Below are 26047 nucleotides of genomic sequence, written 5' to 3' on the forward strand. Positions count from 1 at the left end.
AGCAGATAACGAACTCTGCAGCTTGTCGGTTTCGACATGAGAGGGAGCGAATTTTGGGGGTGAGAAGTATGACGATGAACCGGTCAGGAAAGGTTGCCAGAAAGTGAAAGTATATCCGAAAGACAATACAGTTTTACTGACGGGCAATACGCGGGGTGGTCAGAGGAAATAGGCCTGATTATCTTTATTTCAATTAGGCGTTTAAGGCCTCCAGAGGTCAGATTAGCCAATAGCCAAGCTTTGTACTGCGGAATATACATTTTTAACTGACGCTCTATTTCCTTGGCAATACTAGTGCTATAAAATTTTTGATTGCCGATGAATAACGGTTTAGTATTGTCTTTAACCTCGAAGCGTCGTCTTAAAATATAGGCGTTAGTGTCAAGTTTGGTGGCGAGCTCATAGTGGGTAAAATGGTCTTTGCGCCATTCCATGAGTAGCTTAAGGGCTGCGTCCGGGTCCGTGAAAGAATTGGTTTTAGCATTGTATTGTGATGTAAGTTGTGGGATGGCATTTGACTGAATAAGCTGAATGACTGTTTTTCTTTTAATGTGTATTAGTGAGGCCAACTCCCAAATGGTGTGTTTTTTTCTTGCGCGCAAGATCTTCAAATCATCGTGGCGAGATTCTATGGATTTTTTTATGTCCGGTGTAATTTGTTCTCGGTAATAAAGATAGGGGAAGTTTTCGTTCGGCGGCATAATGTTGTTTTTGATGAGGATTGACTTGATGGCATTGCCGGTTATTCCAAACTCTCTGGACAAAGCCGGGGTTGTGGTGAATTTTTTAGCAAATAATTTAAGACAATCTTTGTGTATGAATTTTGCGCGAGATTTTCCTCGAGTAATTTTTCCTAGGATAATCTCTCCTGGAATGAATCCATTTGAAACAAGTTCCTCGACTTGGTGTGGTAAAACCCCCCAGTTAGATTGGATTTTATGTAACGATTCATAGTCTTTGCGTGTATATCCGGTAGGAGTTTCTCCTCTAGTTCGTTCTTGTTTAAATTTTTTTATAGTCTCACACATTTGATCCTTGTTGTAAAAAATTCTGTTGGCGATACATATTTTTTGAAATGAATGATTTTTTATAATGGCTCGTGTGGTTTCAAGTGCGCCGACAGTGCCGAATGAGGATTTTAATTCGGCAAAGCTGAATGCGAGAGGTTTGCAGCAGTTCTGCACAGTGCAATTGTGCGATTGGAGTGAATTATTTTTCAAATAATCCAATGCTGTGCTACTGATCCATTGATCATGGCTCCGAATCCATGAACTTAGCAATGTTTGTGTCGGGAAGTTCGGATGGCTGTTGGTTAGGTTCGTAAGGTAAGAGATAAAAAACTTTTTATCCTCTTTGCCTATATTCACCGCCGCGCTGATTACGCAGTTAGTGTCGGGATCGGAAAGAAGTTTGTATTGCATGCAATCAAGAGCGGCGAACGTTCGGGTGATTGCATCTTGGTTAAGATTAAGAAATAGTTCTAATAATTCTATCGTGGCTGTGTCTTGGGTGGGCGTGGCTAACGCGTTGCGTAGGTCAAATTGACATTTGCAAAACGGTCCATTGGTATATGACCATTGATAGAGCCTATCACATGAGGGGCAGTTGCTCAGGTAAAAGAGATGATGGTAGGGGCATACAGCCACATAGTCGATATCTTGGATAAATCGCCAGTAACCTTCTGTTAAGCAGGCCGGACAAAATCGGGAGTGATGCCGACATTTTCTGAAAGGGATCTCAATTTTTGCTATTATGGTGTTACGCAAGCCTGTCGCTAAAGGAGATGATCGCTTGTAAAATACGCTTTGAGAGGCAAATGGATTTTCATCATTTTTCAAAAAAAAATCGCTAATGACTTCTCCTTCGAACAAGTTTTTAAAGCTTATAAAAGCATCTACTCCAAGAGCGCGCGAAAAGCTCCTGACGTTGGTATATCCATTAAGGAAAGCCGTCCGTGAAACCAGGCTAGACGGACTTTCATGTGGGTAGGGCCTAGGCCAAAAAGCTAATTCATGCATCTTTCAGTTGCTCCATAAGTTCTTGAATTGTTCCAGCTGATACTTCAAAGGGATTTGTGTAGGGTTCGATCCCGTCGTTTAGTAGTCGCGCCGCCGTTGCACAATCCGAAACTGTGACTTCGTCGCCTTCACGGGTTAATACGATGTGCATAATTTCATAAAGTAGTGTTCGTAAAGACCGCATATTCCCAAGTGTGTGCAAATAGAACGCACATGAAATTTTGCTATCGGTAATGTGTAACGGTTTAGAGAAGTTTCCGATTCTGCTCATTTCAGTATTCAATTTGAGCAATACCGCCATGAAAATTGAATCGTACTTCAAGTTGCTCAGTCTGGCGCGATATGGATAGCGACCAGCCAGTTCTTCGTGCTTGTCTATCAGTGACTCTGTGCTGGTTTTTCCTGATAGAATAATCGGGATAGCAGTGCTGTTAGCCACGTATTTTATCCACTTGCATACATTCTGCCATGTCTTTACAGCACTTGGATTCAGCAGGTCGTGCACTTCGTCGATAATAATGAGTTTGGTTTCACATGTTTTCAGCAAACGGAAAAGCCGATTTTGTAATGTGGCGAGTTTGGCTACAGGAGGGTCGTCTCCAAGCGCCTTGAGCATTTCGGTGCACAAGTCTATAATTGAGTACGTGGCTGGTACAGGACAATCAAAGGCGAGAACTTGTTTGAATTGCCCACTTTCAAGTAAGACTGTGCGCTGTCCACCGACCATATTGATTAGCTGCGTACAGGCAGTACTTTTCCCCGTTCCTGGGTTACCCAATAAGAGTGCGCAGCAGGGTTCCTTTCTCAACCGCGTGGCTTCCATGCCGTGAAGCAATTTTTCGATGGCCGCCGCATATTGAGGGTGCATAATTATAGTATTTGAGAACTCGATCATTTTCGATTCCATGGCAATGGATAGTGGCATGAGATTAACTCCTGATCACGTAGGTAGGCAGATTCTGTAAGGGAAGGTTGGCGGAATCGGTCGGTAACTTGGCTGACGTGGGTGCGTTGTTTTTGCCTGTGGATCGCGAAGTATTCGATGAAAGGCCGAGTTTTTCCGCAGCCACCAACAGTCGTTTATTTTTCCGCAGATTATGGCGAGACTGAGGTGTTGAGTTGTGTTTAATTTCCCAAAGTTCGTTATAGATTTTTAACAGTGCTTGACATGCTGCGCTTTCATCGAACTTGATTTTGTGGTCTTTGAGTTCATCCAAAACAAGCTGATGCGCGTACATGGTTAACTTGTTTTGGTAGGGGGCTGTTGCCACTGCTTCAACTAGTTCAGTGGGTTTATCCGGGTGACAAACCCACACACGTGAGAGGTCGGTAATGTCTATGTAGACTCTAGCTTTTCGGCTCTTGCCTAGTGCGGCTGCAATCGCGGGCAGGGTGGGACTGGTCCATGAGAGAGATTTGTGTGTAACCCTCCCGCCGTTTACTCTTTTGTATACAATCTGCCGACATACGCTCTTCAGTGCGTCTTGGGTGTAACGTTCCGGTGGTAGCTGATCTAATGTCTCTGTCAGCCACGCTTGATGCGGTGATGTATGAATGGATTGGTGGTACTCATGGTGATAAACTTCATGGATGAACCTATCAAAAATCTCATTCAGCTTGCTCATCTGTATGCAGGCGCCATCTTCGGCCTTGTAATGTTTGCCAATGACGGGGTTTGATCCGGTAGAACCTTCCATTGCGTGGATGAGTTGACTGTTAAGCGTACCAAAAAAGCGTTCAATAATTGCTTTGGCATTCGGCGTGCGGGGTGGTGCATAATGTATTTTTATACAAAGCAGATCACCAATATTTTTAACCGTTTCATTAGCTGCTTCTGCACCATTATCAACGGTAATTTCGACCGGGCGACCACCGAAGTATTCGGGGTTTTCAGCCGACAATGCCATCCGTAGCGACTTCATGAATTTTTCGGCGCAAGGAGGGGTCAGGGAAAGTTCGTATCCGATGACATAGCGCGTGGAGGTTTCAATCAGCAAGTGTAACCATGGCCGCCCAAGCACTCGTCCCTTTTCATCAACCACGATAATATCCATCTCGTGTGAATCTCCTTCGACGAGTCTTAGTAAGAGTCGCGAAATTTTTTGTTTCCTGCTGTAGTTGTTGACCCTTTGCGCCTCCTGTTTTCCGAGTTGTTGCACATCTTTATAATATTGACTGATGCGATTGATCTCCCGAGTCACGGTGGAGAGCGAAGGGGTGCTGATCTTAATTGCAGAGTAGCTGCTGCGGTCCGAATTTTCGTTATCAATGTGCCCCTTAATTAGCTTGTGAAGGGTTTTGATCGTAGGATGCTTGGGTTGTAAATAAAACTTATAAATAAACGTTGAGATAATGTCACGTGTTTCATTGTTGAGTTGCTTGCCGCGAGGGAGAGTGCTTTTTCGTTTGATCAGCGAAAATGGATTGAAATTTGACTCGCGGTAAGTCCTTGACCATGAGTAAACGCTGGTGTAGCAGGGGGCCTTGTCGTCCCCATGGCATTTCGCTAACCGCTCTAATTCTGCCTCAACGGCATCATGAGGCAGAGAACCTTGAAAGCGTTCCGTCAGTTCTCGAATATAGTATACTTTACGTAGATACTTTTTCTTCTGGGCCTGGGGCATAGTGTGTAAGATAGCCTCGTACGATGAATCAATTGTTGCGATTGCGTGCAGGCGCACTTCTCCTTTTAGTAGAAGGTTATTAAGCAAATACGGCGTGAAGAATAGTATTTGTTTGTATTGGGTCGAGCGCATTGTAATCCGAGTGTCTTCTGTTGAAACCACCTCGTAAATTTTCCCGTAAATGTTGTATTGACTACCGGGCTTGATTGTCTTGATGTTGTCCATAGATGGCAGTCCATAGTTGGGGCATAATACTATAACCATGGCGTCGCATTATTTTAATGCAGTATAAAGTTTCACTAAATTTGTCGGGAACCTCTGCAGTGGGTTTGGGTTGTGTGCTCAGTTATTACTATCCTGATTAAGTTATGCATCTTGTCTATGCAAGTACTAAGGGGCGTGCCCGTCGGCACTGTCAGGCGGACGGGCTCTGGTTAATGGCGCGTTGGCTGGAATGTTGAATTTATCGCCACCTCGGGTACGGCGGCTATACATAAATTTGGAGTGGCGACATTCCTATAGATGTTGGGAGAGGAAAGCGATTGATTTAGGGATACCAAGCTTGGCCAGGCAGGGTTGTGTTTTTCATGTTTCACCTCACTGTAAAGCGGGGTGTGCAAGTTCAGCATGGTAGTGAGATCACAATTCAGTTTTTGTTGAAAAATGGCAGCACACACCGCTCTCATTGAGGGCGATGGATTGTGCGCGAGCAATAGAGAGATTGTCAGTGGTCCGTTCCATGTGCTAAGGCATTGCATGAGTTGACGCTGCTCAAAAGCAGTGACCTGATGAGATCGCGAATACAGGAGCCCGAGATTGTCCAGAGTTTCGTCAGTGGGGAAGTCGGAAAGGACGAAAACTTCAAATCCGTAACCTAACGCGCTCGCTGTAGCTGCAAAACTATCTAAAGTGCGCTGATAAGAACTGGTCTGATCCGAATACCCTCCTTTTATCTCGATAAAATAACTGCGGTCGTCGCGTTGGATAAAAAAATCAGGTGTATACGTATAAGGTTTGTTGCCGTAATTATAAGTGTGGCTGACTGGCTGGATGTAATACTGAATGACTGCAGGTAGATATTCCAGGATCAAACACATATCGGCTTCATTGTGACTTTCGCAGATAAGCTGGGTGTGATTTTTTCGCGATGGAAAATAGACTAGAGACTTTCCATAGCGGTTTTTACGCACGTCGCGCGCCGGTGAAAAATGTGACGGAACCCAGTTTTTATCCAGCATGATGGTAGCCCTTTAGCCTAGTTGTCATACGCTAACCTCAATGACGGGCAGCGTATGGGGAGTGCGAACTTGACAAGGATTAGGTCGAACTCCTCGACTCGCTTGAGTGGTTTTTTTGAAAGTATCTAACTCCTGTGTTGATCGCGAGCATTGTGTGTCTCGGAACGAAACGAGTTCACGGGGCACATTGATGACCTCATACAGCCGGCCGTCGTCCATCCGGTACGTCCGCCGACCCCAAGCGGCGGCACGCTAACCGCCTCCACAGGTCCCCTGCTGGATCAGTGAGCGCCGGTTCAGCGGCAGGCTCGGATCGGTACTCAGCTCGCCCCGCAACAGCCAGTGGTTCTGGCCCGCAAGCTCGGAGGGTGAGCACTGCTGAGCAATTCACTCAGGGTGAAAGACTTTTTGTAGCAGGACAGGAAATCCAGCAGATACGCTTGCTCCAAATCGTTAACGCCGAAGCCGTGAAAGTACCGGTACCGCAGGTTGGTGAAGACATGGAGGCATGAGCTGTTGCTTGTCGGCGCGACGCCACTCGATTTGCCATGCCTGACACTGCACTTTTACTGTGTAGAACTATGCGGTCGCGGCATCGAACCGCATGGTTTCTCTCAACGACTTTGTGAACTATTCGCTCATCAGATTTTAGGGGGGGGCGGCGCCAGTTGTACGGCTGGAAAGGGGTGGCCCAGATAGAGCGCCTCGCTGTTGGGTACCTGACCGGTGCGAACTCGCCTTGTCGAGCGACGGAACGGGAAAATATCAGGCTCGGAAATTTGGCCCTTCGGCGCGTGAGGATGGTGGGCGGCACTTGGTTGTCCCGCAACGCTCGGCTCATGATCAACAGCCTGGCTCCGAGGGATCTCGCGCGAATACATGTAAGTAAAGGCTTGCGCGCGAGATAGGTGCATAGCCGGAGTCTGGTGGTAATCAGACAACCAGCTTTTGAACAACTTGCGCAGTTTTTTCAGGCCTATGGGCGGAGGTGCCGCATCGCCAAACTTCAGATGCAACCTTTCAATAAAGGTATGGTGCAGCACTCTAAAAAAACGCTCTGCATGCGCTACGACTGAAGGATCCCAAGGCTCGGAGATTTGCACTTCTGAGTCTGTATGATGCAGTGCTTGTCTGACGGCCTGGCCACCGGCCACTTCTGAGATGACGTAGCACGGCTTGCTCTGCTCACCGAGTTTCGCGCTTCGCAAGGACGAATCGAGAGCTCGCAACGTCGAACGATGTCCCGGCCGCTGGTGACTGATCCTCCATCCCGTCACATACTCAGAATTGATGTGAAATGCGATGGTGAGGTAAACCGGGGCATTCCTTTTCCCCTTGAGAGACAGCTGACAGGCATCGCATTCGATCACATTGGCGATGATGTATGTACGGCGATTTTTGGTGAAATAGTTGAACGTATTCATGACAACCTCCGCTAGTTGCGACGTTCCCCACGAATGTCGCGAATAAGCCGATACAACTTGGTGTAAGAGGGGCTCGTCAGTTGGACGTCGAGGGGGCGCGTTTGATTGAGGCGCTTGATGTTCACAGCAATGATGCCGGCCAGCGTCCTGAAAGTCGGAAGCGCCGGATGCCACGCGTTTGTCCTCGCGCAGTGCCTTGCGAACTCTTGTATCGCTTTCGCTTGGTGATCGACCTTGCTACGTTTTGGATGCGCGCGCGCCGTCACATCCGCTTCTCCGGCGTTGCGCCGAGGCAGTAAGGTGCTGGCTAACCCTGCAGGGATAGCGTGGAGCGTGCGGCGTAGCGCTGTACGAGTGCAACACAAGGTCACCTTAGATTCGAGAAAGCCCGTTGGACGCAGCCAAACACTGCCGTCTCGAATGGCGATGACCTCAAAATCGGTCCCGCCGTACCGATAACGTTGTGGAGCGCACGCGAAGATCGACACCGCCCCAGTGACTTTTTCCAGCATCGCGTCCAAGGCTCTGAGAGTCGCCTGGTGGAGAGTTACCCCGTAAAAGAGTCGAAAGGCTAAAACGCGCCTTGACCGGATATCCAGCGCGATTGCCACATAACACGGTACATACGGGCCAGCATCACTATGAATTACGCTCAAATCCATGAGCGTGGTTTCGATTTTGATTGCTGCTGAGGCAAGAAAAACAACGCGCTTGTCTGCGCTTATCCTCCAGTCACCATCAACTGGATGGGAAAGGTACGTTTCCAAGTACGAAGCGGGTAGCGCGGGGAAAGCGGAACGCGACACATTTCTCGGCGACGCGCCTTCATGTTGGCGGCGCCGATGATTCAGGGAGTGGCAGCGTCTACTCTGTTCAAACTGTACCCACAGTACAGTGGGGTCGGTAGGGGGGCGCTGTAGGTTGTCATACAACCGATGCTTGGCTTGGTGTGATCGCGAAGTGCTCATGACTGTTCTCCGATTCGAATGGGGGAAAACCGCCTCCTTGTGGCTGATACTGGCCATTATCGAACTGTTTTTTTTTTACATTCAAAGGCGGTCTTTGCCCAAAAAATGCGAAATTATCGCCTGTCAACGGCGCACTAGAAGCTTCTATTATTTTTTCATTAGTTCAGATGGTTGGGTTATAAATGTGTTGACACTTCTTTCTATATAGATTTCGAATTTACTCAATGCAGAATTGTTTTAATGAAAACCTTCATTAGGGTGTTGTAATAAAACATCCTCGCCGCTGAGTCAGCCAACATGCCTGCCCGTCACAACCAGGCTGCGCGTAAAAAGACCTGTACTCCGAAACAAAATATCCATCGTATCCAGGCCATCGTCTTCACCAATCAATGGATCATGGCGGCCAAGATTGCGCGGAATGATGTTGCGCTTAAACAATGGTGTGAGAATTTTGAGCGTGAGGATTATGGGCGTCTGGTCGATCCGCTCAGCAGAAAATATGCGGGTTATCTGCGGGGTGTGATGGTCGAGGGGTATTTGCGTCTGCTTTTGTGCAAACGTTTCTTTATCCTAATAATGGTGTTGATCAACCCGTTATGGGGGGTACTGCGGTGCTTGGATAGAGCGGCTCGCGAGTTAGACCAGCTTGCACAAGACGATGCGATTGATTCGGATCCGCGCCTGCGGCGTAAGTTGGAGAACAAGGTTTTCCATCCGCTGGATAGGCTGGCCTTTCACATACGGGAAGGTAAGTTTCCCGAGACCGGGCACCCGCTAAAATCCTTGTCGCCATATACCAATGGCGACTGGCGTTGTTTTTCGATTTTGCTTGCTGTCCATGCCAGCCGCTCACCGCGTTTCCAGACACAGCGGGACTGGCTGAGTCGGCGCTTTACGTTGGCGTTTATGCTGATCTGTCTGCAGCCGGGGCTGATGGGGACCACTCGCCTGATGTTTCAGGTTGTAGACCACCTGATTCACCGAGGTGTTCTTGTCTCCGTTTGGGCTTGGCCCCGCAGCTTGAGCCTGTTCAAACACCGGTTGAAACAACTGCGTGATCAGGTGCGCAAACTGCAGTATCGCTATGGCATTAGCCAGGATGATGCGATTAAGGTCACTCACGCGACATTCATTGATTGGAACCCTGAGCGGGTTATTGTCACCGATCCAATGCAAACTTCGTCCAGTGCTACGCCAATCCGCCTATCAGCAGTCGACCGGATTTTGAAGCGTGACCGTCGGCGCAGAGGCAACCATCATTTTTGGGTATTGCCGGGGTTACCAGCGGAGCCAATGGTCGCGCAGCTAGCGTGTTTTTTTCCCTTAAATCAGCAGCAGTCCGAGTCCCGTCAGCCGCGGAGAATGGGTACATCCGAGGGCGTTTCTCCCCAGAAGCCATCAGGCCGACACGACTCGACGGCGACGCCATCGATACAGGCCTTTAGCGACAAAACTTGATGATCAATCAGTACCTGAAGTCTGGCATGTTGAACTCACTCCCACCGTCGAGCCCAATGTGAAAGCGCGGTGCCGATAAACAGGGCAACTTAGACGGTGGGGGGGACCGGGTGCAGTAGGGTTTGCAAGGTCTCAAGTTGCCGGGCCTGGTCGCGTAATCGCCGGCGATCTTCGCGGTGCCGAAACAGGTACGGTTTGATTCGCTCGCGCAACATGGCTTGTTCAGTAAGTAATTGCTGAACCCGTGCATTCAGCGTGTCGTTGGCAAGCTGACCATCGTGAACGGATTTGGCCTGTAGCCGGAGCTGTTCCTGATGACCGCGGTTTTCATTCAGCAGCCGTTCGTGATCTCGGTACACGGCGAGCAACTCCTCCTGCTTGACCAGTTGCGCATTCTGCAATGTCCGCAGCTCTTGGCGTAATTGCTGGATTTGCTCGTCATGTCGACGCAGTTCCTGCCCCCGCTGCGCAAATTGTTCCTGCCGGTAATGCTCAAGCGCTTCGCGCGCGTGTTGATGTTTTTCTTCCAGCGATTGCAATTGGGTCGCACGTTCTTCAAGCAGTTGTTGCTGGCCCGCCACCACTTGGCGCAGTCCTTGGCGGTCCCCCTCACTGTCCTGGAGCTGCTTGCACAGTTCCCGTTCGCACTGACGTTGTTGCTCCAAATCGCTTCTCAGCTGGGTGATGGTCGACAAGGATTGCTCTAGGCGTTCGCGCAGCTGCGTACGTTCTTGCGCAAAACTCAGCTGTTGTCGGTCGAGTTGCCCGCGCTCCTCCTTGACCGCGCTCTGCGCATTCTGGTTCAGGCGCTGGGCTAAACTGGCTACGAACGACAGAATTTCGTCATCGACAGCGGGCGGCAGGGTTTTCTCAGGGACGCTGTTGAGCTCCTTCAGGTAGCGCTGGATCGTACTCTTTGATCCGGTATTGCCCAGCTCGACGCGGACCAGGTCGATGCTCGGATGCAGCCCACGCCCGAGCAGGGCGTCACGCGCCGCGTGCACCAGGGCTTTGTTGATACCGCCACGGGCCATGTCGAAGCTCCTGTGGGATTTCAGATCTTTGCAGTATGGCGCATGCAAGGTCACTTGCCTGGTTCTCGATCGAGATCGGCAACCTATTTGAGCTAGGTTGAGACCACGTCAGCGAAGAGGAGGGGTTGAGCATGAGTACGGCCGCCGAGCGTTACCTGCTAGCGGCGAGACGGGAAAGCACCACACGGCGTTACCAACAGGCCCTAGCGCATTATGAGGTGGGTTGGGGTGGGTTTCTTCCAGCATCGAGTGACAGCATTGTGCGTTACCTGGCTGAGCACGCCGACGCCCTGTCAATCAGCACTTTGCGCGGTCACCTGGCGGCGCTGGCGCGTTGGCATCTGAATCATGGCTTTGTCGACCCGACCAAAGCGCCGCAGGTGCGGGACGTGATGCGCGGTATTCAGGCCTTGCATCCACGGCCAGTCAGTCAGGCCGAACCCTTGCAGGTTCTCGAGTTGGAGCGGTGCGTGACAGCGCTGCAGTTGGAGCAAACGTCACCGCACCTCTCCGTGCGTTTGCGCGCCGGCCGCGACCGGGCCTTGCTCTTGCTGGGTTTCTGGCGCGCCTTTCGCAGCGACGACTTGTGCCGCCTGCGCATTGAAACCAATCAACTTGTGCCCGGCGAAGGGCTGACCCTGTTTCTCGCCAGCAGCAAATCCGACCGTGAGCACCAGGGCCGCAGCGTCAGTGTGCCAGCGTTAAAACGCCTGTGCCCGGTGCAGGCGTACGAGGAGTGGCTGGCACTCAGTCAATTGCAGCGGGGGCCGGTGTTTTGTGGCATCGATCGCTGGGGCCATCTCTCGCCTGAGGCGCTGCACCCGTACAGCGTGGCACGGGTATTACGCCGGGCCTTGACCCGCGGTGGGGTCGCCGGCGAGCGCTACAGCGGCCACTCGCTACGTCGCGGGTTTGCCACCTGGGCCACGCGCAATCAATGGAGTACGAAAGCCCTGATGGAGTATGTCGGCTGGCGCGATGTGCACAGTGCGCTGCGCTACGTGGAGGCCGACGCGCCGTTCGGTGACTGGCTCCGGCAGCCGAGTGAGTCAAAATGACTGCGCGAGCGACGATTTCGTACTGGGCTATGGCCTACGTTATTACAGCTGTACAACCTAGCCAACTCAGCCTTGAAGTGAGCGATTCCACAGGTATGAGAAACCCAGATTCTCAAACGTCATGGCGTTTTTTTGGACGATAGCCATGATTGACGGTACGCCTGGGTGAAGCGTGGCCACTCTGATCAACGCGAGTGGTACCTTTGGAGCAACGAGCGTCGATCGGGAAAAGTCCAAAGCGGTCCGCTCATGTCTCAATGCGTGTCGGGAGTAGACGTTCGTGACCCACTTCGAGAGCCGTAATGAAAGGTAAGCGCAAAGTCAAAACGGAAAAATGGCAGGTCGCTGAGCATTTCAGAGCCGCGGCGCAGGCGGCGCTCAGGGCGCGCTCGGCACGTGCGAATCGATTCTTGGACGCTGTCCTGTTGGCAGGTAGAGACTTGGAACCGGTTGGATGGCTGGCGGGAACGGGCCCACGACTTCCGCCCGATTTCAGCAGGGCAGGCGGCCAGTAAAAGTTAGTCCCAGGTACTGGTAACGTAGCGTCCTCCATCGCAGGGGGCGTTGCGCTTCGCCCAATTGAGTAGGCAGCAGTCGCTTAGTGACTTGTTGCTGCGCAAGTTGAACGCAGAGTTGGTGGTGATGTCGAGACTGCGCACACAGTGCAAACATCCTGTATCAGCGCCTTTTTAATGACGCCGCTGGCCATGGTCCATCTCCCGACATTTGCGTGCTGTGTCACGCGTCATGTAATTGCTGGCTATGAAACCCTCCATAGGCTGTTGTATCGCCGGTGTCTGTTGGTGCGGGGTAACTCGGGGTTATCCCGGGTCAGGCGCTTTTTTTTGGCATTTTTGCGCCAAACACCTTTACACCAACCACCCGCCAACCCGCGGGAGGACCGAGTTCGGCCGGGGGCTGCCGGCCGTAAGCCTCACGTTTAGCGTAGTTCGGTTTGGCCGGTGGACGGCGGCGGGGGCTCGCTGACCGCGGGCCGTAAGCGCCGAAGGGGCGCTGACGGAGAGGGGCCGAGGAGCAGCGGCCCAGAGGGACGCCGACGTGTCCGTGCTCACCGACACTGGTGCACCGCCGGCGGGTCAACGCGTCGGACACGGGCCCCAGGAGGTTGGTAGCGGGCGAAGCCGGTGATCGGGAGTTATAGCGCGAGGCCCGCCGAGCGGTGTATTGGGGGAGCGGCACGCGAACTATGCATGCCGTGTCCATCACGCGGCTGAGGTGATGGCACGGGGGCAGTGTCGAGGTCCTGCTGACCGTCAGTCACCCGTTCACCCCTTCACCTGCCTGCTATCGTCACCGCCGACAACCCTCAAGGCCCCTGCTTGCCGGGAGCGCGATGGGTGGACTAGCCATGCAGGGGCCCTGTCACTTCTTCTTGCGCCGCGTTGCGCACCCGCTCCGGTGACGATCGCAACAGGTCTTTCGGACGCTGGCCGCCCAACCAGTGATTGCTTGAGGCGAACCAGAACGCCAGGCCCCAGGCATCCTTTTGTGGGCTCAGAACTTTGACGACGGCACCGAATTCGGCGGTGGGCTGCCATGGCGTTGCGTCGCCAAACGCGAACACTGGAAAGTACGCCTGGTGTCGGTCGTTCACACTGATCAGGCGGCCGTTGTGCAGCCACGCCCGGAGGCCTGCCGCGAGCGCTGCCGGCTCAAGCCCGGTGAGTTGCGACAAACCCGCGGCCGTGACCCAATCGCCGTCTTGCAGGATCATCCGGCGCGCCTCTGCCAACATGGCCGCCTCCCTGAACAAGGTGTGCGGGTTCAGGGTGCCGGGCGAGTTGCGGCCTGAGGCTGGCTCCTCGGAATCGGCGGATATTGGCAGCGCGCCGAGAAACACCCGGTTCAAGACCTCGAGGCAATCGAGGTAGACCTCTGTGGCGTGTCCGCTCAGGGCGGGCAATGCGATGTGCAGGTGGCTTGCGCCCTCCTGCTCAGGCGTCGACGCGTGTCCGTCGGCATTGCGGTAGACCTCGATGTTCTTTACCGACATGCTGCCTCCGAGTAACCCGGCGATGAAGTTTATCGATCGTCTCAAACGCTAGGCGTTTTGCCGAGACGGTGGCGTAGGCACGGACGCAAAGTGGGCCAGGGCCAACACCGCGCCTGCGTGGTCGGCGTCCCGCTGACCCTGACGTTCTTAGGGGGGCGGTACGGCCCCGAATCCTGGCGTTACGACCTGAGGGTATTACCGGGCCGGCGAGTTGCCCCGCTGTTGGTTTGCGCTCGACGGTAGGACAGGGTTCCGTGATGTTACTGCTTCTCCGACGGTCACGACGGCCTTTTTGTCTGGAGCCGACCGACGCCGCTTGTGACCGATCGGGGCGCACCTGTCCGCTGAGGTGTTTGAGTTGCTTCGACAGCGCGTTGGTCCGGGCGCTGGTCGCCGTCCATCCAATTTGTCGTCTTGGCCCCCTGTCGATTGACGACTGTGCCGGTGCCACGGGCGATCCGCCAGTGGGGAGATGTTGGGCCGACCTGGCGCAGGGGCAGGCACTGTTTTTTTGCGCGAGGAGCGGCGAAAAATATGTGCAGGGAGTGCGCCTTACGCATATTGCGCGCTGGCCGGAAAGCCGCACAGTAGCTGAGCGGCGCTTATAAAAAGATGTGAAATAAAATGTGAAGGTGGTGGCGCTATCGGAGTGCGCGCAGTCGTTTCAACGCCACGACCGTTTGCTCCCTGGCGGGTTGTCCAACCGCTTTCGCGGTCACCCGCCCAACAGGCCAGCACTCACTGAGCGAATGCCTAGGTTTCTAGGCACAACGACAGATTTAACCCTGCAACGCCTAGAATCTCGGACGTTATTCAGCCCGTGAGCCAGGTGCCGCCAGCATCAGTGCTGCGGGGCATTCAAGCGCCGCGACGGTCGCGCCATGGCGTGCAACGGCTACGCTGAGTTAAAACCCAATCTGAGGCGTCGGCCATGCTTACCACCGATAGCAAAAGCCAGGCTCGCCGCCGGATGCGGCGTTTGCTGGTGTGGGTAACGCAAGGACAGGCGTTTGTCATCACCCGGCAGGGGGTAGCCGTTTGCTTGCTCGTCCCAGTCGAACTACAGGCGCAACCCCATTGAACAAGTGACCCCACCGGACTGAATCCGCCAAAGGGCTGTGCCTGTCTGGTTGCGCTTCCACATTGCTGCACGCCAGCCAACCTTAGGGCGGCCCATGTCATGCCAACCCCCAACCTTGAACAACTGCTCGCTCAAACCATTGAGGTCGTTATTCGCGCTGGCCAGCTCTTGATTGCCGAGTGGGCGAGGGATGATGGGCCGCAGGGGCACGGTGATAAGGCCGCGGTCGACGAAGCCATCGAACAGTTCTTACGCCCACGCCTGCTGCAACTTCTTCCTTGCGACTTCTGGGGAGAGGAAACAGGGCATCGACTGACCGGCCATCCCTGGTGCTGGGTCGTCGACCCAAACGACGGAACGGCGGACTTCCTCAAGGGGCTCAAAGGTTCAGCCCTTTCTATCGGTCTGTTACACAAACAAACGCCGGTATTAGGGGTGGTGTATGCACCTGTCACCGTTGAGGGAGTGCCCGATTGCATTGCCTGGGCTGAAGGGATCGCTGCGGTGAGCCGCAATGGGCAATCGGTGAGGTCACAGCTTTCCACCAAAGCGTTGGCAAGTGGCGAGTTCGTGATGGTCAGTGCGGCGGCGATCAATAAGCCTGAACTTAACCGTGAGCTCTGCCAGCCCAGTACTTTTGTGGCAATGCCTTCCATTGCCTACCGGCTCGCCAAAGTCGCTGCTGGGGAGGGGGTCTGTGGCCTCTCACTGTATCCCGTGTCGGCACATGACGTTGTTGCAGGCCATGCACTGTTGAGAGGCGCAGGCGGCGTTTTAGTTGATGAGCGAGGCGAAGTCATCACCTACAGCACGGAAGCCAATATGCATACGGTATCCAGACGCTGCTTCGGTGGTTCAGCCTCGGCGTGCCGCGCCTTGTTGGCGCGTGAATGGGATCTGATCTTCGTTTAATTCCCAGCAACCCGGTGCCCAGCCTATTAGCGCAACGGGCATTACTTGGGTCACTGCTTGAACTGCACAAAGTCCGTGAGCATCCGCGCGGCAACCTTTCGAAGGTAAGTGCTTTCTTGGCGAAAGGACGTTCCCTTCAAGCAGGTGTGTCGGGCGCAGGGGGAGTCAAACGGCGTTTGCGTGTCTGGTGTGGTGTCGATCAGTGCGCTGGCGGCCTCGGCTCTGCAGCGGATGAAGCCTGCCAACGTGCGCAAAACCTGGCGCCAATCGCGGCGACGGGTCTACCGAGCCCAATAAGAACGCCACCCAAGGTGAAAACTGCCGAGGGTTGAGTCCCTTCGAGACGCATGGGGGCTCAACAGGTGATGCCTTCCGCGGCCTGGATCAGCAGCTCCTCCACCAGTCGGGTGCCTGAGTAAGTGGAGAGCATCGCAAAGGGCACCTGTCCCATGAGACGCTTTTTGGGTTTAGAGAGCCAGCGTTTCGCCTTCTCGTGGCTCCCGAAGAGCGTCACCGCCAGGGCGATAATGTGAGCAAATCTGAACACGCGATTACTCTCGTGCAACGTGAGTCGCTGACGCGTTGCCAAGCGAACCTTGAGGGTTCTGAGCGGAATAATCTGATTGCGCTCGGAGGGGCCTATCGCGCCGATACCGCAAAGCGCCACGACGCTATCCGGTAAAAGACCGGCCTCGATTTGTTCGTGGATATCTTGATCGGACGCATTGGTGGAGATACGCAGGAGCAACGCCAACTGAATTCGGTAATCACGGTAAGCCACTTTATGCATCGTGTCAGCAATCATGGGGGAGGCACCTTCGGAAAGGGGATGGCGCAGGTCGAAACCCACCCCTGTGCGGTCTTTTGCGAACGTTTGCCTCTACGGCTTCTACGGAGTGTACTGCGTCGCTGAAATCACCATTGTGAACTCTCGACCAAGCGTGCGGAATCTGCACTTTTCCTTTTAGGCAGCATCTATCCTAGAGATTTTCTTGAGTCACCAAACAAAATCTTCATTTCTGGTAATTTTTCCAGCTTTTTCTTTATTTTGCGGGTGATATGCTAATAAATTATTCTCATATCTCAGGTTTGGCAGCTACATACGGCTGTTAAAAAATTCAAAGGAGGGCGAGATGTGAGCGATCGACAACTGTACCAAAGCCCCCGTAAATACAGGCCAACCTTCCATTTTTGTTATGCGACAGTAATTAAGGCGGTCGACGCGCGGTACGACATTCGTGGCTACATGCTGGCGGAGCTGGTGAAGTTGTGCCTGAAGAACCGAGCTAGGATCCTATGCGACCGACGTGCCTTTTACCAACGCCACGTTCAACTGGAAGCTCTCACGTACCTAGAGTGTTTCACAGCCAAGCTTTTATTTGGTCCGGGTGGAAGACTTTGCCCACATGAGTACCACTACGTAACCAGTGATGAGTCTCTATTAAAGGCAAATACCTAAGAGACCTTTTGTGGCGGATTCGTCCTGTAGCGACGGCCGCAATCGCCCGTAGTTGTGTAAAAACGTAGTCACTGCCTTGAAGTCTGAGTCGCTACGTAAAATCTGCCAATCGCCGCCGTTCAGTTGTGCCGTTCGCATATGCCCGTTTGGAGATTAGGTCATGTGCGCCGAAGCGACTCAGGGTGTAGCTGAGTCGCGCGACTTCGGCGTCAGAACTATCGCGCCGTCGATCACTTCAATAGTCAGTACGTCGCCGATGCTCAATCCTAAACTGGCGAGCAGGTCAGGCGGCAAGTCAATGATGACGTCACCGCTTCCATCCGCTGTATCTTGGCATGTCACTGTCCAGCGCTGGGCTTCGGTCATGATGTTACTCACACTTTGGTCTTGGCGGGGATGTTCATTATGATCGCAATGTCTTCGCCAATTGAAGCGTGATGCTGAGTGCTGATGCCTTCTTCTGCTCGATTCTGTTGAAAAAGTCGGCGTGTCTCATTTTGGGAGGGGTTTACCGGTGGGATCCGGCGGTAGCCGCGTGGCTGGTGCAACCGGCGAGTCGTTCGCCGTTGAGTCATTGAGTGTCGGGCACTGGTTCACACCGCGGTCCGTGTCAGTAGCTTTAACCGCACACCTAGTGCCAGCGTATAACACAGCGCAAAGTAAATCGCACCGACGAGGATGTAAATTTTCAACGGCATGAAGTACACCGAACTCAAATCCTGAGCGCGCAATATCAGGTCCTGCACGGTGATCAGCGACGCTACTGACGCGTCCTTCAAGATTCGTAGAGCGATAGGAAGTCTTGGCCTTGAGTGTGTTTTGCAATGAATCCCTAGTTATGGGGTTGACGGTTACTGCCGCTGTCGTAGACCGCCGCGCATTCGTCAGAGAGACACTGATATGCAACGCTTTCGTGGTTTAGCTTTAGGTTTGATCGGACTGGCAGGCGTGGCACAGGCGCAAACGCTGGTGCCGGATGATCCTCTGCTGGAAAACCCGGCTTCGGCAAGTGGCAGCGCTGGCTGGGCCACCGTGCCAAAAGGACAACTCTGCGTATTTATCGAACAGATCTGGCGGCAGGATCGTGCGTCGGGGTAATTATCAGGTTTGAGAGTGCAAGTTTCTTGAACGTTAGGGGCGAATGCCGGTGAAAATGCCCTTTTAGCGGTACGTCAGGAGGAAACCAGTGAGTCATACAGCCGAGCGCTATCTGCAGGCAGCGCGGCGTGAAAGCACCCAGCGCCGTTATCGGCAAGCCGTCGAGCATTTCGAAGGGGGGTGGAACGGCTTGTTGCCGGCCTCCAGTGAAAGCCTGGTGCGCTATCTGGCGACCTATGGCGCGCAATTGTCAGCCGCCACCTTGCGCACGCATTTGGCGGCCCTGGCGCATTGGCACCGCCAACACGGTTTCGCTGACCCGACCAAAGCGACTCGGGTGCGTGATGTCCTGCGCGGTATCCAGGCGCTGCACCCACGCCCAACGCAACAGGCCGAAGCACTGCCGTTGCGGGAGCTCGAGGCTTGCATTGGCGGCTAGCCGCGCAACAACACGCGGGGGGCTCTGCGGTGCGACTGCGCGCCATACGCGATCAAGCGCTGATCCTGCTCGGGTTCTGGCGGGCTTTCCGCGGCGAGGAGTTGTGCCGCTTGCAGGTTGAACATATCCAGTTGCGTCCAGGGCAGGGCTTACAGCTCTACCTGCCGAGCAGCAAGAGCGATCGCGACCACCGCGGCCGCATGCTGTGCGTGCCGGCGTTGAAGCGACTTTGTCCGGTCGAGGCCTACCAACTCTGGCTGGAGGCCAGCGGCTTGCAGCAGGGGCCGGTGTTTCGTGCGATCGACCGCTGGGGCCATCTGGCCGAGAACGAGGTCAATCCGAACAGCCTCTCGCGTCTGTTACGCCTCGCGTTTCTGCGTAGTGAGGTGGTGGGCGAGGGCTACACCGCGCACTCCCTGCGTCGCGGCTTCGCTACCTAGGCCAGTCGCAACGGTTGGAGCAGCAAAGCGCTGATGGAGTATGTCGGTTGGCAGGACGTGCATTCGGCGGCACGCTACATTGACGCGGATGCGCCCTTTGGGAGCTGGGCGCGTTGAACGGTCAAGCCGAAAAAGGTTTAGGCCTCGATTACCCGTCAGCAGCGGAATGAAAATCGCGTTCTTATGCACATTTTGGGGCGGCTGACCAGTCAAACGCTGGCAGGTTTTTCGTGGCACTGCAGAGCGCAAAACGATTCGTGTGTTTTCGCATCGCATCGCATCGCATCGCTTAGGCTAGAAGCGACTGCTGCTGACTATCAGTTATCGAGGGCCTGTCCAGCAACTCAATGCCGGATAGTCTGAGTCAGCGGGAATGCTCGTCGGATCAGATAGAAGACCTATGCTTCATTTGATCAGTTTATTTGGGGGAATGCTTTTGCCTACCTCGACGACTACCTGGCAGCAGACGAAAGCGACGGACAAATCACGTGAAGTGCTGATCGCCGCATTTTGGAGTTTCAGCGCCAATCAAAGTTTGCTCAACGACTCAGAGCGGCTTTCCCAGATCAGGGAGGGATGTCCTGCTCTTCTTTTCCGATCCATTCGTATGACCTTTGATCTCCAGGAGTGCAGTGTGGAGGCACTGTTCAGCATGTCGATTTCCACGCTTCGACGTTGTGCGCGTGAGCAAAAGCGCCTCAACGCTGTCGCGTCGGAACGGCTAGATCGAATTGCTGCTGTTTGCCAACATGCCGAACAGATTTTTGAGCGCCGCGAGACTGCCGCGCAATGGATGTCTAAGCCTAACAAAGCCCTTGGGGGGAGTACTCCGATTTTGCATTGCGTAACCGAGATCGGGGGCAAACAAGTGCGCCGCGTTCTTTGTGCCTTGGAATGGGGTGGGGCTGCCTGATGAGCGTAGGTCACGACAAGCCCAACTCGACCCAGGCTGTGTGAAAGCGCGCTAAATCCGTCGAAGACAGAGAGTCGCAAGGTTGCCTGAGGAATCAGCGGGCGGAAGCGCGAATCACCTAAGTCAGCTACATGCTGCGCTTGTGCTCGTCACTGCGTGACCAGACGGCGCGCTACCGCTTTTTGTCGATGCACTATGTCGATAGCAGCACGTGTGATGGGCCTCACGAACACCGACTGCTGATGGATGCCGCTCTGGCAAAGGATATGGACAAGGCCTGCGAATTGCTCTCCAACCACTATCAGGCCACGACCGATTCGGTGCTCAAGCACGCATTATTAGGCTAGTTTGATGTTCTTGTTGACGCCGACACCGAATTGACCCATTTGCCGAGATGTCAATGACCCAGTCTGAGTCCTCGAAAAACATCGCCTGTGCCGGGGGGGGGGGCGATTTGAAGGTGGGGCAGTCTTGCATCGGCACGTAGGTCAATTCGGCATCGGCCTCAATAACTAGACCTTAAACTGACTCACTAAACTTATCTGGTGACTGGCCAACGAGTTGAGACGCGCACTCACTTTAGCTGATTCAGCGGCTTGTCCTGTCAGTGTCTCAGTCACGCTACGTATCGCTGACACGTTTCGGCTTACTTCTTCAGCTACGGAGCTTTGCTCCTCAGCAGCGCTTGCTATCTGCAAGTTCATCTCTGTGATGACACCAACTGCGTCGCTGATTTGTGTAAGGGCGTTGGACACTCGGATAATTTGAGTAGCATTCACATTTGCCCTTTCACGACTCGAATGCATCGCAGACACAACATCTAGGGTGCTTCCTTGGATACGATCAATGACGTTTCGAATCTCCTCCACCGAGTTTTGAGTGCGTCTGGCGAGGTTGCGAACTTCGTCCGCCACGACCGCAAAACCACGTCCGCTTTCGCCCGCTCGTGCAGCTTCAATTGCTGCATTGAGGGCGAGGAGGTTGGTCTGTTCTGCAATGCTGCGAATGACTTCCAGCACAGTCCCGATTTCTAAGCTGTGAACCGCCAGAGTTTCGATTTCACCGACCGCTCTGCTGACATCCTCAGCCAAGGCTTTAATGTCCCGAGCTGTAGTTTCGACTATTTTCATACCCTCTCGGGCGGATTCGTCAGCGCCGGTAGCTGCTGTGGCCGCATTGGCGGCGCTGGCAGCAACGTTTTGAGCGGTAGCGCTCATTTCGTGTGAGGCAGTAGCTACCTGCTCGATCTCACGATACTGCTGCTGCATTCCTTCACTATTTAGATGCGCTATTTGGGACGATTTATCAGCAGTCGTGCGAGCGTCGGTGATACTGGTTTTGATGAGGGCGATGGTTGGCTGAAGCTTATCTAGTAATTTATTGAAGTTGCTCGTCAGAGCGCCCAGTTCGTCTTTACGGCTGTAATCAAGGCGCCGTGTTAGATCTCCTTCACCGCTGGCGATGTCTTCCAGCATCTGAGCGACACGATTGATAGGCTTAGACACGCCCGACGCGGTTAACCACAAAAGGCCCATCCCTAGGAGTCCAGCGCCAATTGAAACAAGTAAGGTCATCCAGGTACCACTACGTTGTGAGTCGTTGAGCATTGATTGCATTTTCAATGCGTCTGCAAGCAACACGTCTCTGGGAACGTCCACTAAAACTCCCCAGGCTGGCACCCCCTCGACCGGCCTCACCGGATAAATTGCTCTGATTAGGCTTCCCCGTGCAACGACAGTGGCCGTACCCGCTTGAGTCAGTTGGAGTATTTCCTGCCCATACTCGCCAAGGGGGGTTTGAATCAAATTTCCAATACTTTTAGGGTTATCACTGTTAGCTGCAAGGATACCTTGGCTCGATACAATCAGAACATGACCTGCGCCATTAAACAGCTCAGCTCCAGCCTGCTCAGCGTTTACTTGGAGCGAACTTAAGGCAAGGTCCACACCTGCAACACCTACGATCGTCCCGTTTATATTGATGGGGATGGCAACAGTCGTCATGAGTACGGTTTCGGTGCCGACCATTCCAGCGTAGGGCTCTAATAGGCACTGCTTGCCCGAGGCTAATGCGCATCTGTACCACGTATTAGCTGGTGCACCAGCCGCGTTCGCATCCTCCTTATTCAAGTCAGCTTCTGTGATGGCACTGTGGATGTCGGCCCCACCGAAACGGCTCCAATAAGAACCAAACCGCCCTTGTTCATTCGATCCGCGGCCTGTGTCATTCACAAAAGCTTGGTCGTTTCCATCAAGAGCATTAGGTTCAAAAACACCCCATACCCCTAAGACAGATTTGTTGCGTTTGAACGCCCTTTCTATAGCCCTAGTGGCTTCTTCGCGGATGGCAGCGTCGGATATGCCGAGCCGTTTCGCAGCGCTGCCTAGATTGGAAAGCTGTTCAGCCATATCGTGTGCGAGCATGACGTCCGAAGAATAAAGCTTTTGCAAGAGAGCGGCTTTCTCAGCTGCTTGGGCTAGCAGGAGTTGTTCAGTGCTTTGTGTTAGAGCGCGTTCGCTTTCATGACTGACCAGAACATTGTTCGAACTGCTCTGGTAAATATTCATGCAAACAAGGGTAATAACTACGGCTGCGAGTGAGAGGCCAGCCAGGAGGGTAATTCTAAGCCGAATGGATAGAGAGTTGGACATACTAATGCTCGCATTAAGTATTGGAACACGTTGCTTCGGTATGCCCGCTGATGAGAATAAAACTTCCAAAGCGCGGGGCAAGTATTTTTAAAAAAATGACGGGTCGGCTAGGACCCGTCACCTAACTAGAATTTCACTTGGAGAATGAATTGTGAGTATACGTTGGTTCGGTTGTCACCCAATTGAGAGCCGCCGCTTTCAACATCTTTGTCAGGTTTATAGAAGCCAACTAGGGGGATTGCTGAAATATGGTCCGTAACCTGCCACATGGCATACACATCTAGCTCTTTGCCGTCGAGATTTGAGAATGCACCAGCTGTGGAGCTTAAGGTATCAAATCGATAAGCCAGTGCGCCTAATGTGAGTTTGTCCGTAGGGGTCAGCGTCAAGCCGACTTGCTGTATGCGTGTATTGGTACTGAAGGGGCCTGAGTAGTTGCTAGCAACCTCGCCTTGGAACCAGGTTCCTAGTGCCCTGAAGTTACCATAGAATAAAGTGTCGTAACCCTCGGAGAAACGGCTGAAGCGATAGCTTACATAGGGGCGCCATGCTATATCAGAAAAAGTCCATCCTGCTTCCGTGTACCAGGCATTCTCGTCGCCAGTTGAGTTTCTATGTTGTCGAGCATACTCGCCGCTTAGAAACAAATTTGGATGTCCTAGATTGCCCTGCGCTCGCACAGATACCGTTCGGGTGCCTTTACGATCAATGAAGTCAAAGGCTTCGTCCGTATCTGTTACTTTCAAATATGTCAGCCCTACGGTCCCTAGGGCATTTACATTTTCAAGTGTTCCCGCAACTATTTCTGCTTTACCCTGAGCGGGGTTATCTGATTTGAGCCACATCAAATCGCTGCGGAGGCCTTCTTTGCCACCTATTTTTATGACGGCTGTCTCATCAAAAGCTTTTCGACCCGTAAGATAATAGGCCCCCCCTCGGTTGAATTTCCCATCTCCGAAAGACTTACCAAGGTTTAGCGCATCTCCAGCAATAAGGAAACCGTCACCAACGATGACATTTTGGCGGCCAACTGAAAGATCTAGGCCATCCTTACCAAGCAGCGAAAAAGCATTTCCTGATTTCCAGCCAAGGTAAGCGTCTTCAATCTTGGTGGTACGTTCGGTTCCATCCGTCCAGCCTGCCGCATCGCCTTGTCCGTATGTGGCACTAGACAACCAGTTTAGCGCCCCATAAGTACTCTGCTCTGCATCACCTGTTGCAAACCAGCTGCTGAATCCATATTTTGCATAAGATTCTTGCCAGTCTTTTGATCCTGTTTTGATGTCACTGGATTGGGCATAACTTTTACGGCTATGAAATGCCCCTAAGGCCAATTCGAAATCCGCGTTCACAGCACCTTTATCTGACGAATATAACTCATAGGCTTCAGCTTTTAAGGAGGTCTGAAGTGCGGCGAGCATTATCAGAGTTCCCATTTTTTTATTATTTCTGACCACAGTTTGTACTCCGGGTAAGTTTCTACGCAATGTAGAGCGGTAAATGGAGTTAAAGCAGAACGGCAGGATTGGGATCCCTGGAATTTTAAAAAGTCCGAGACAAAGCTGATGTACTTGCTGCCTTCTGATTTTATTATTTTGAAGCAGCACCCGGCGATGCGGGCGTAGGAATTTTATAAAAAGCCCCAGCCGATGGCGGTGGGGCTATTTATTATTCCTCTTTAGATAGGGAAGGCACGCTCGCCGAGTTGTAATGTGACCCATTTCAATTCGGTCATGTCGTGGATCGAATAACGACCATTTTCTTTGCCGTGTCCGCTCTCCTTAAATCCTCCGAAAGGTGCGTTTGGATCGTCGTCAAAAGAGTTGTCGTTGATGTGAACTGAGCCTGCTTCAATCCGAAGTGCAAAATCAAATGCTTTTTGAAGGTCGTTGGTCACAATGCCGGAAGAAAGTCCGTAGGATGTGTCGTTCGCAAGCTCGACTGCGTGCTCGAAGTCTTTGGCCATATAAATGGAAACCAAGGGTCCAAAGCTTTCCTCGTTGTATACAGCCATTGATGGTTCAACATCGGTCAGGACGGCAGGCTGGAACAGATTTCCTTGATACTCTCCACCGGTTAGCAACGTCGCACCTTTAGACAGGGCATCATCGATCTGACCACGGATGAATTCGCACTGTTTGGAGTTGATCAACGGACCGACTATCGTTGAAGGATCTTTTGGATCACCACAACGAATGGAGCGGACTTTCTCAACGAATGCAGCACAGAATTTTTCGTAGATCGCTTCTTCAACGATAATCCGAGAGTTAGCCATGCAAACCTGGCCTTGGTTGAAGAAAATGCCGAAAGCAGCGGCACTCACTGCGTAATCAAGCTTGGCGTCATTCAGGATTACGATAGGGCTCTTACCACCAAGCTCCAGAACGATTCGCTTCTGGAATTTCCCAGCAAGCTCAGACAGGTACTGGCCAACTTTCGCTGATCCCGTGAAAGTCACCATCTTGACGCGTTTGTCTGAGAAGAACTTATCACCCAGTGCTTCATTGGTAGTCGGCAGCACGTTGAAGACACCAGGTGGAACACCTGCTTCTTCGAGAATTTCAGCAAACAGCAACCCAATCAGTGGCGTTTGCGGTGCAGGTTTCAGCAGGAATGCGTTGCCAGCGGCCAAGGCGGGGGCGAGTTTTTTCCCGTTTAACAGCAGCGGCGCGTTGAACGGGCCGACCCCTGCAATGACGCCTAGTGGCTGGCGAATGGACATTGAGATACGCCCAGCACCGTCAGCTGGCATGGTCTCTCCGCGTATGTCTCGTGCTTGTCCTGCTGCGATGCGGAATGCGCTGACCATGTAGTCGCATTCGAACATCGCTTTGCCGAACACATTGCCGCCTTCCTCGATGAGGATCTTCGCAATGTCACCGCGACGGCGCTCGATGATGTCCGCAGCACGGCAGAGAATAGCCTCTCGCTCTTTTGCAAGCGTTTTCCCCCAGGCCTTTTGCGCCTCGAATGCAGCCTCAATAGCGCTGTCGATGTCAGCCGCTGTCGCAAGCTTGACGCGAGCAATCGCTTTTTGGTTGTAGGGGTTGATCACGATCTGCTCTGGTTGGTCGTCGCTCTGCCAGGATTTACCATTGATATAAGGGTGGTAAATTTTCAGGTCTTTTATGGCTAAGTCGGTCATTGCAGCCCACCTATGATTCAAGTTTTACACGGAGAAAATGTTGCGAAACGTCGCGCCAAATTACTGGAGCCTG

21 protein-coding genes and 1 pseudogene are annotated in these 26047 nt (G+C 52.9%); 8 read left to right on the forward strand and 14 right to left on the reverse strand.

Annotated features, from left to right (window positions below; all coding sequences use genetic code 11):
* Nucleotides 1-83 precede the first annotated feature (83 nt).
* The 6 genes from AC07XF_RS01965 to AC07XF_RS01990 form a co-directional block, all read right to left on the reverse strand.
* A complete protein-coding gene (locus AC07XF_RS01965) occupies nucleotides 84-2018 on the reverse strand; it encodes a TniQ family protein (protein WP_495025187.1) in 1935 nt (644 codons plus the stop codon).
* The gene (locus AC07XF_RS01970) at nucleotides 2011-2943 is read right to left on the reverse strand and encodes a TniB family NTP-binding protein (RefSeq protein ID WP_495025188.1); all 933 of its coding nucleotides are present in this window, start codon (nucleotides 2941-2943) and stop codon (nucleotides 2011-2013) included. Before AC07XF_RS01970 ends, AC07XF_RS01965 begins: the two co-directional genes overlap by 8 nt.
* A 4-nt stretch (nucleotides 2944-2947) precedes the next feature.
* Nucleotides 2948-4867, reverse strand: a complete 1920-nt coding sequence (locus tag AC07XF_RS01975) for a TnsB C-terminal domain-containing protein (protein ID WP_495025189.1) — start codon at nucleotides 4865-4867, stop codon at nucleotides 2948-2950.
* A 209-nt stretch (nucleotides 4868-5076) separates the two neighbouring features.
* Nucleotides 5077-5880, reverse strand: a complete 804-nt coding sequence (locus AC07XF_RS01980; protein ID WP_495025190.1) for a TnsA endonuclease N-terminal domain-containing protein — start codon at nucleotides 5878-5880, stop codon at nucleotides 5077-5079.
* 641 nt (nucleotides 5881-6521) lie between these two features.
* Entirely contained in the window at nucleotides 6522-7304 is a 783-nt protein-coding gene (locus tag AC07XF_RS01985) for a hypothetical protein (RefSeq protein ID WP_495025191.1), read from the reverse strand.
* Nucleotides 7305-7315: 11 nt separating this feature from the next.
* Nucleotides 7316-8071 carry a hypothetical protein gene (locus AC07XF_RS01990; protein ID WP_495025192.1) on the reverse strand — a complete coding sequence of 252 codons (756 nt, stop codon included), beginning with the start codon at nucleotides 8069-8071 and terminating at the stop codon, nucleotides 7316-7318.
* A gap of 498 nt (nucleotides 8072-8569) precedes the next feature.
* Between AC07XF_RS01990 and AC07XF_RS01995 the strand changes: the two genes are divergently transcribed.
* Complete coding sequence (locus tag AC07XF_RS01995; protein WP_495025193.1) at nucleotides 8570-9730, forward strand: hypothetical protein; 1161 nt, start codon at nucleotides 8570-8572, stop codon at nucleotides 9728-9730.
* An 89-nt stretch (nucleotides 9731-9819) separates the two neighbouring features.
* Here AC07XF_RS01995 and AC07XF_RS02000 read toward each other — a convergent pair whose 3' ends face one another.
* Entirely contained in the window at nucleotides 9820-10764 is a 945-nt protein-coding gene (locus AC07XF_RS02000) for a DNA-binding protein (protein ID WP_495025194.1), read from the reverse strand.
* Nucleotides 10765-10895: 131 nt separating this feature from the next.
* Here AC07XF_RS02000 and AC07XF_RS02005 point away from each other — a divergent pair, with 131 nt between their 5' ends.
* Nucleotides 10896-11822, forward strand: coding sequence for a site-specific integrase (locus tag AC07XF_RS02005; RefSeq protein ID WP_495025195.1), 927 nt, complete (start codon nucleotides 10896-10898; stop codon nucleotides 11820-11822).
* 1363 nt (nucleotides 11823-13185) lie between these two features.
* Here the strand turns inward: AC07XF_RS02005 and AC07XF_RS02010 are convergent.
* Nucleotides 13186-13836: a hypothetical protein gene (locus AC07XF_RS02010; protein WP_495025196.1), complete on the reverse strand. Its 651-nt coding sequence runs from the start codon at nucleotides 13834-13836 to the stop codon at nucleotides 13186-13188.
* 1180 nt (nucleotides 13837-15016) lie between these two features.
* On the opposite strand from AC07XF_RS02010, the gene AC07XF_RS02015 reads away from it, so the two are divergent.
* Nucleotides 15017-15829 (forward strand): inositol monophosphatase family protein, encoded by an 813-nt coding sequence (locus tag AC07XF_RS02015; protein WP_495025197.1) that lies wholly within the window; start codon nucleotides 15017-15019, stop codon nucleotides 15827-15829.
* Nucleotides 15830-16184: 355 nt separating this feature from the next.
* Here the strand turns inward: AC07XF_RS02015 and AC07XF_RS02020 are convergent, their stop codons facing one another.
* Nucleotides 16185-16634 carry an Xre family toxin-antitoxin system antitoxin gene (locus AC07XF_RS02020; RefSeq protein ID WP_495025198.1) on the reverse strand — a complete coding sequence of 150 codons (450 nt, stop codon included), beginning with the start codon at nucleotides 16632-16634 and terminating at the stop codon, nucleotides 16185-16187.
* 831 nt (nucleotides 16635-17465) lie between these two features.
* Nucleotides 17466-17654, reverse strand: a complete 189-nt coding sequence (locus AC07XF_RS02025; RefSeq protein WP_495025199.1) for an AbrB/MazE/SpoVT family DNA-binding domain-containing protein — start codon at nucleotides 17652-17654, stop codon at nucleotides 17466-17468.
* A gap of 534 nt (nucleotides 17655-18188) precedes the next feature.
* Between AC07XF_RS02025 and AC07XF_RS02030 the strand changes: the two genes are divergently transcribed.
* From AC07XF_RS02030 to AC07XF_RS02050, 5 genes are all read left to right on the forward strand, one after another.
* On the forward strand, nucleotides 18189-18386 hold the full coding sequence (locus AC07XF_RS02030) for a hypothetical protein (protein WP_495025200.1): 198 nt from the start codon (nucleotides 18189-18191) through the stop codon (nucleotides 18384-18386).
* A gap of 88 nt (nucleotides 18387-18474) precedes the next feature.
* Nucleotides 18475-18825 carry a site-specific integrase gene (locus AC07XF_RS02035; protein ID WP_495025201.1) on the forward strand — a complete coding sequence of 117 codons (351 nt, stop codon included), beginning with the start codon at nucleotides 18475-18477 and terminating at the stop codon, nucleotides 18823-18825.
* Complete coding sequence (locus tag AC07XF_RS02040; RefSeq protein WP_495025202.1) at nucleotides 18810-19265, forward strand: site-specific integrase; 456 nt, start codon at nucleotides 18810-18812, stop codon at nucleotides 19263-19265. The genes AC07XF_RS02035 and AC07XF_RS02040 overlap by 16 nt, the downstream gene beginning before the upstream one ends.
* A gap of 400 nt (nucleotides 19266-19665) precedes the next feature.
* A complete protein-coding gene (locus AC07XF_RS02045; protein WP_495025203.1) occupies nucleotides 19666-20178 on the forward strand; it encodes an Xre family toxin-antitoxin system antitoxin in 513 nt (170 codons plus the stop codon).
* Nucleotides 20179-20309: 131 nt separating this feature from the next.
* A complete protein-coding gene (locus tag AC07XF_RS02050) occupies nucleotides 20310-20525 on the forward strand; it encodes an FCD domain-containing protein (protein WP_495025204.1) in 216 nt (71 codons plus the stop codon).
* Between the two features lie 165 nt (nucleotides 20526-20690).
* Here the strand turns inward: AC07XF_RS02050 and AC07XF_RS02055 are convergent, their stop codons facing one another.
* The 4 genes and pseudogenes from AC07XF_RS02055 to AC07XF_RS02070 all read right to left on the reverse strand — a co-directional run bounded on the left by AC07XF_RS02055 (nucleotide 20691) and on the right by AC07XF_RS02070 (nucleotide 25974).
* Nucleotides 20691-21446 carry a methyl-accepting chemotaxis protein gene (locus AC07XF_RS02055; RefSeq protein WP_495025282.1) on the reverse strand — a complete coding sequence of 252 codons (756 nt, stop codon included), beginning with the start codon at nucleotides 21444-21446 and terminating at the stop codon, nucleotides 20691-20693.
* Nucleotides 21447-21548: 102 nt separating this feature from the next.
* Nucleotides 21549-22829 (reverse strand): annotated as a pseudogene (locus tag AC07XF_RS02060) (methyl-accepting chemotaxis protein); the annotation flags it as partial.
* A gap of 125 nt (nucleotides 22830-22954) precedes the next feature.
* Nucleotides 22955-24265 (reverse strand): alginate export family protein, encoded by a 1311-nt coding sequence (locus AC07XF_RS02065; RefSeq protein WP_495025283.1) that lies wholly within the window; start codon nucleotides 24263-24265, stop codon nucleotides 22955-22957.
* A 242-nt stretch (nucleotides 24266-24507) separates the two neighbouring features.
* Complete coding sequence (locus tag AC07XF_RS02070) at nucleotides 24508-25974, reverse strand: aldehyde dehydrogenase family protein (RefSeq protein WP_495025205.1); 1467 nt, start codon at nucleotides 25972-25974, stop codon at nucleotides 24508-24510.
* Nucleotides 25975-26047 lie beyond the last annotated feature (73 nt).

Source organism: Pseudomonas sp. GW821-FHT01C01 (assembly GCF_059422645.1).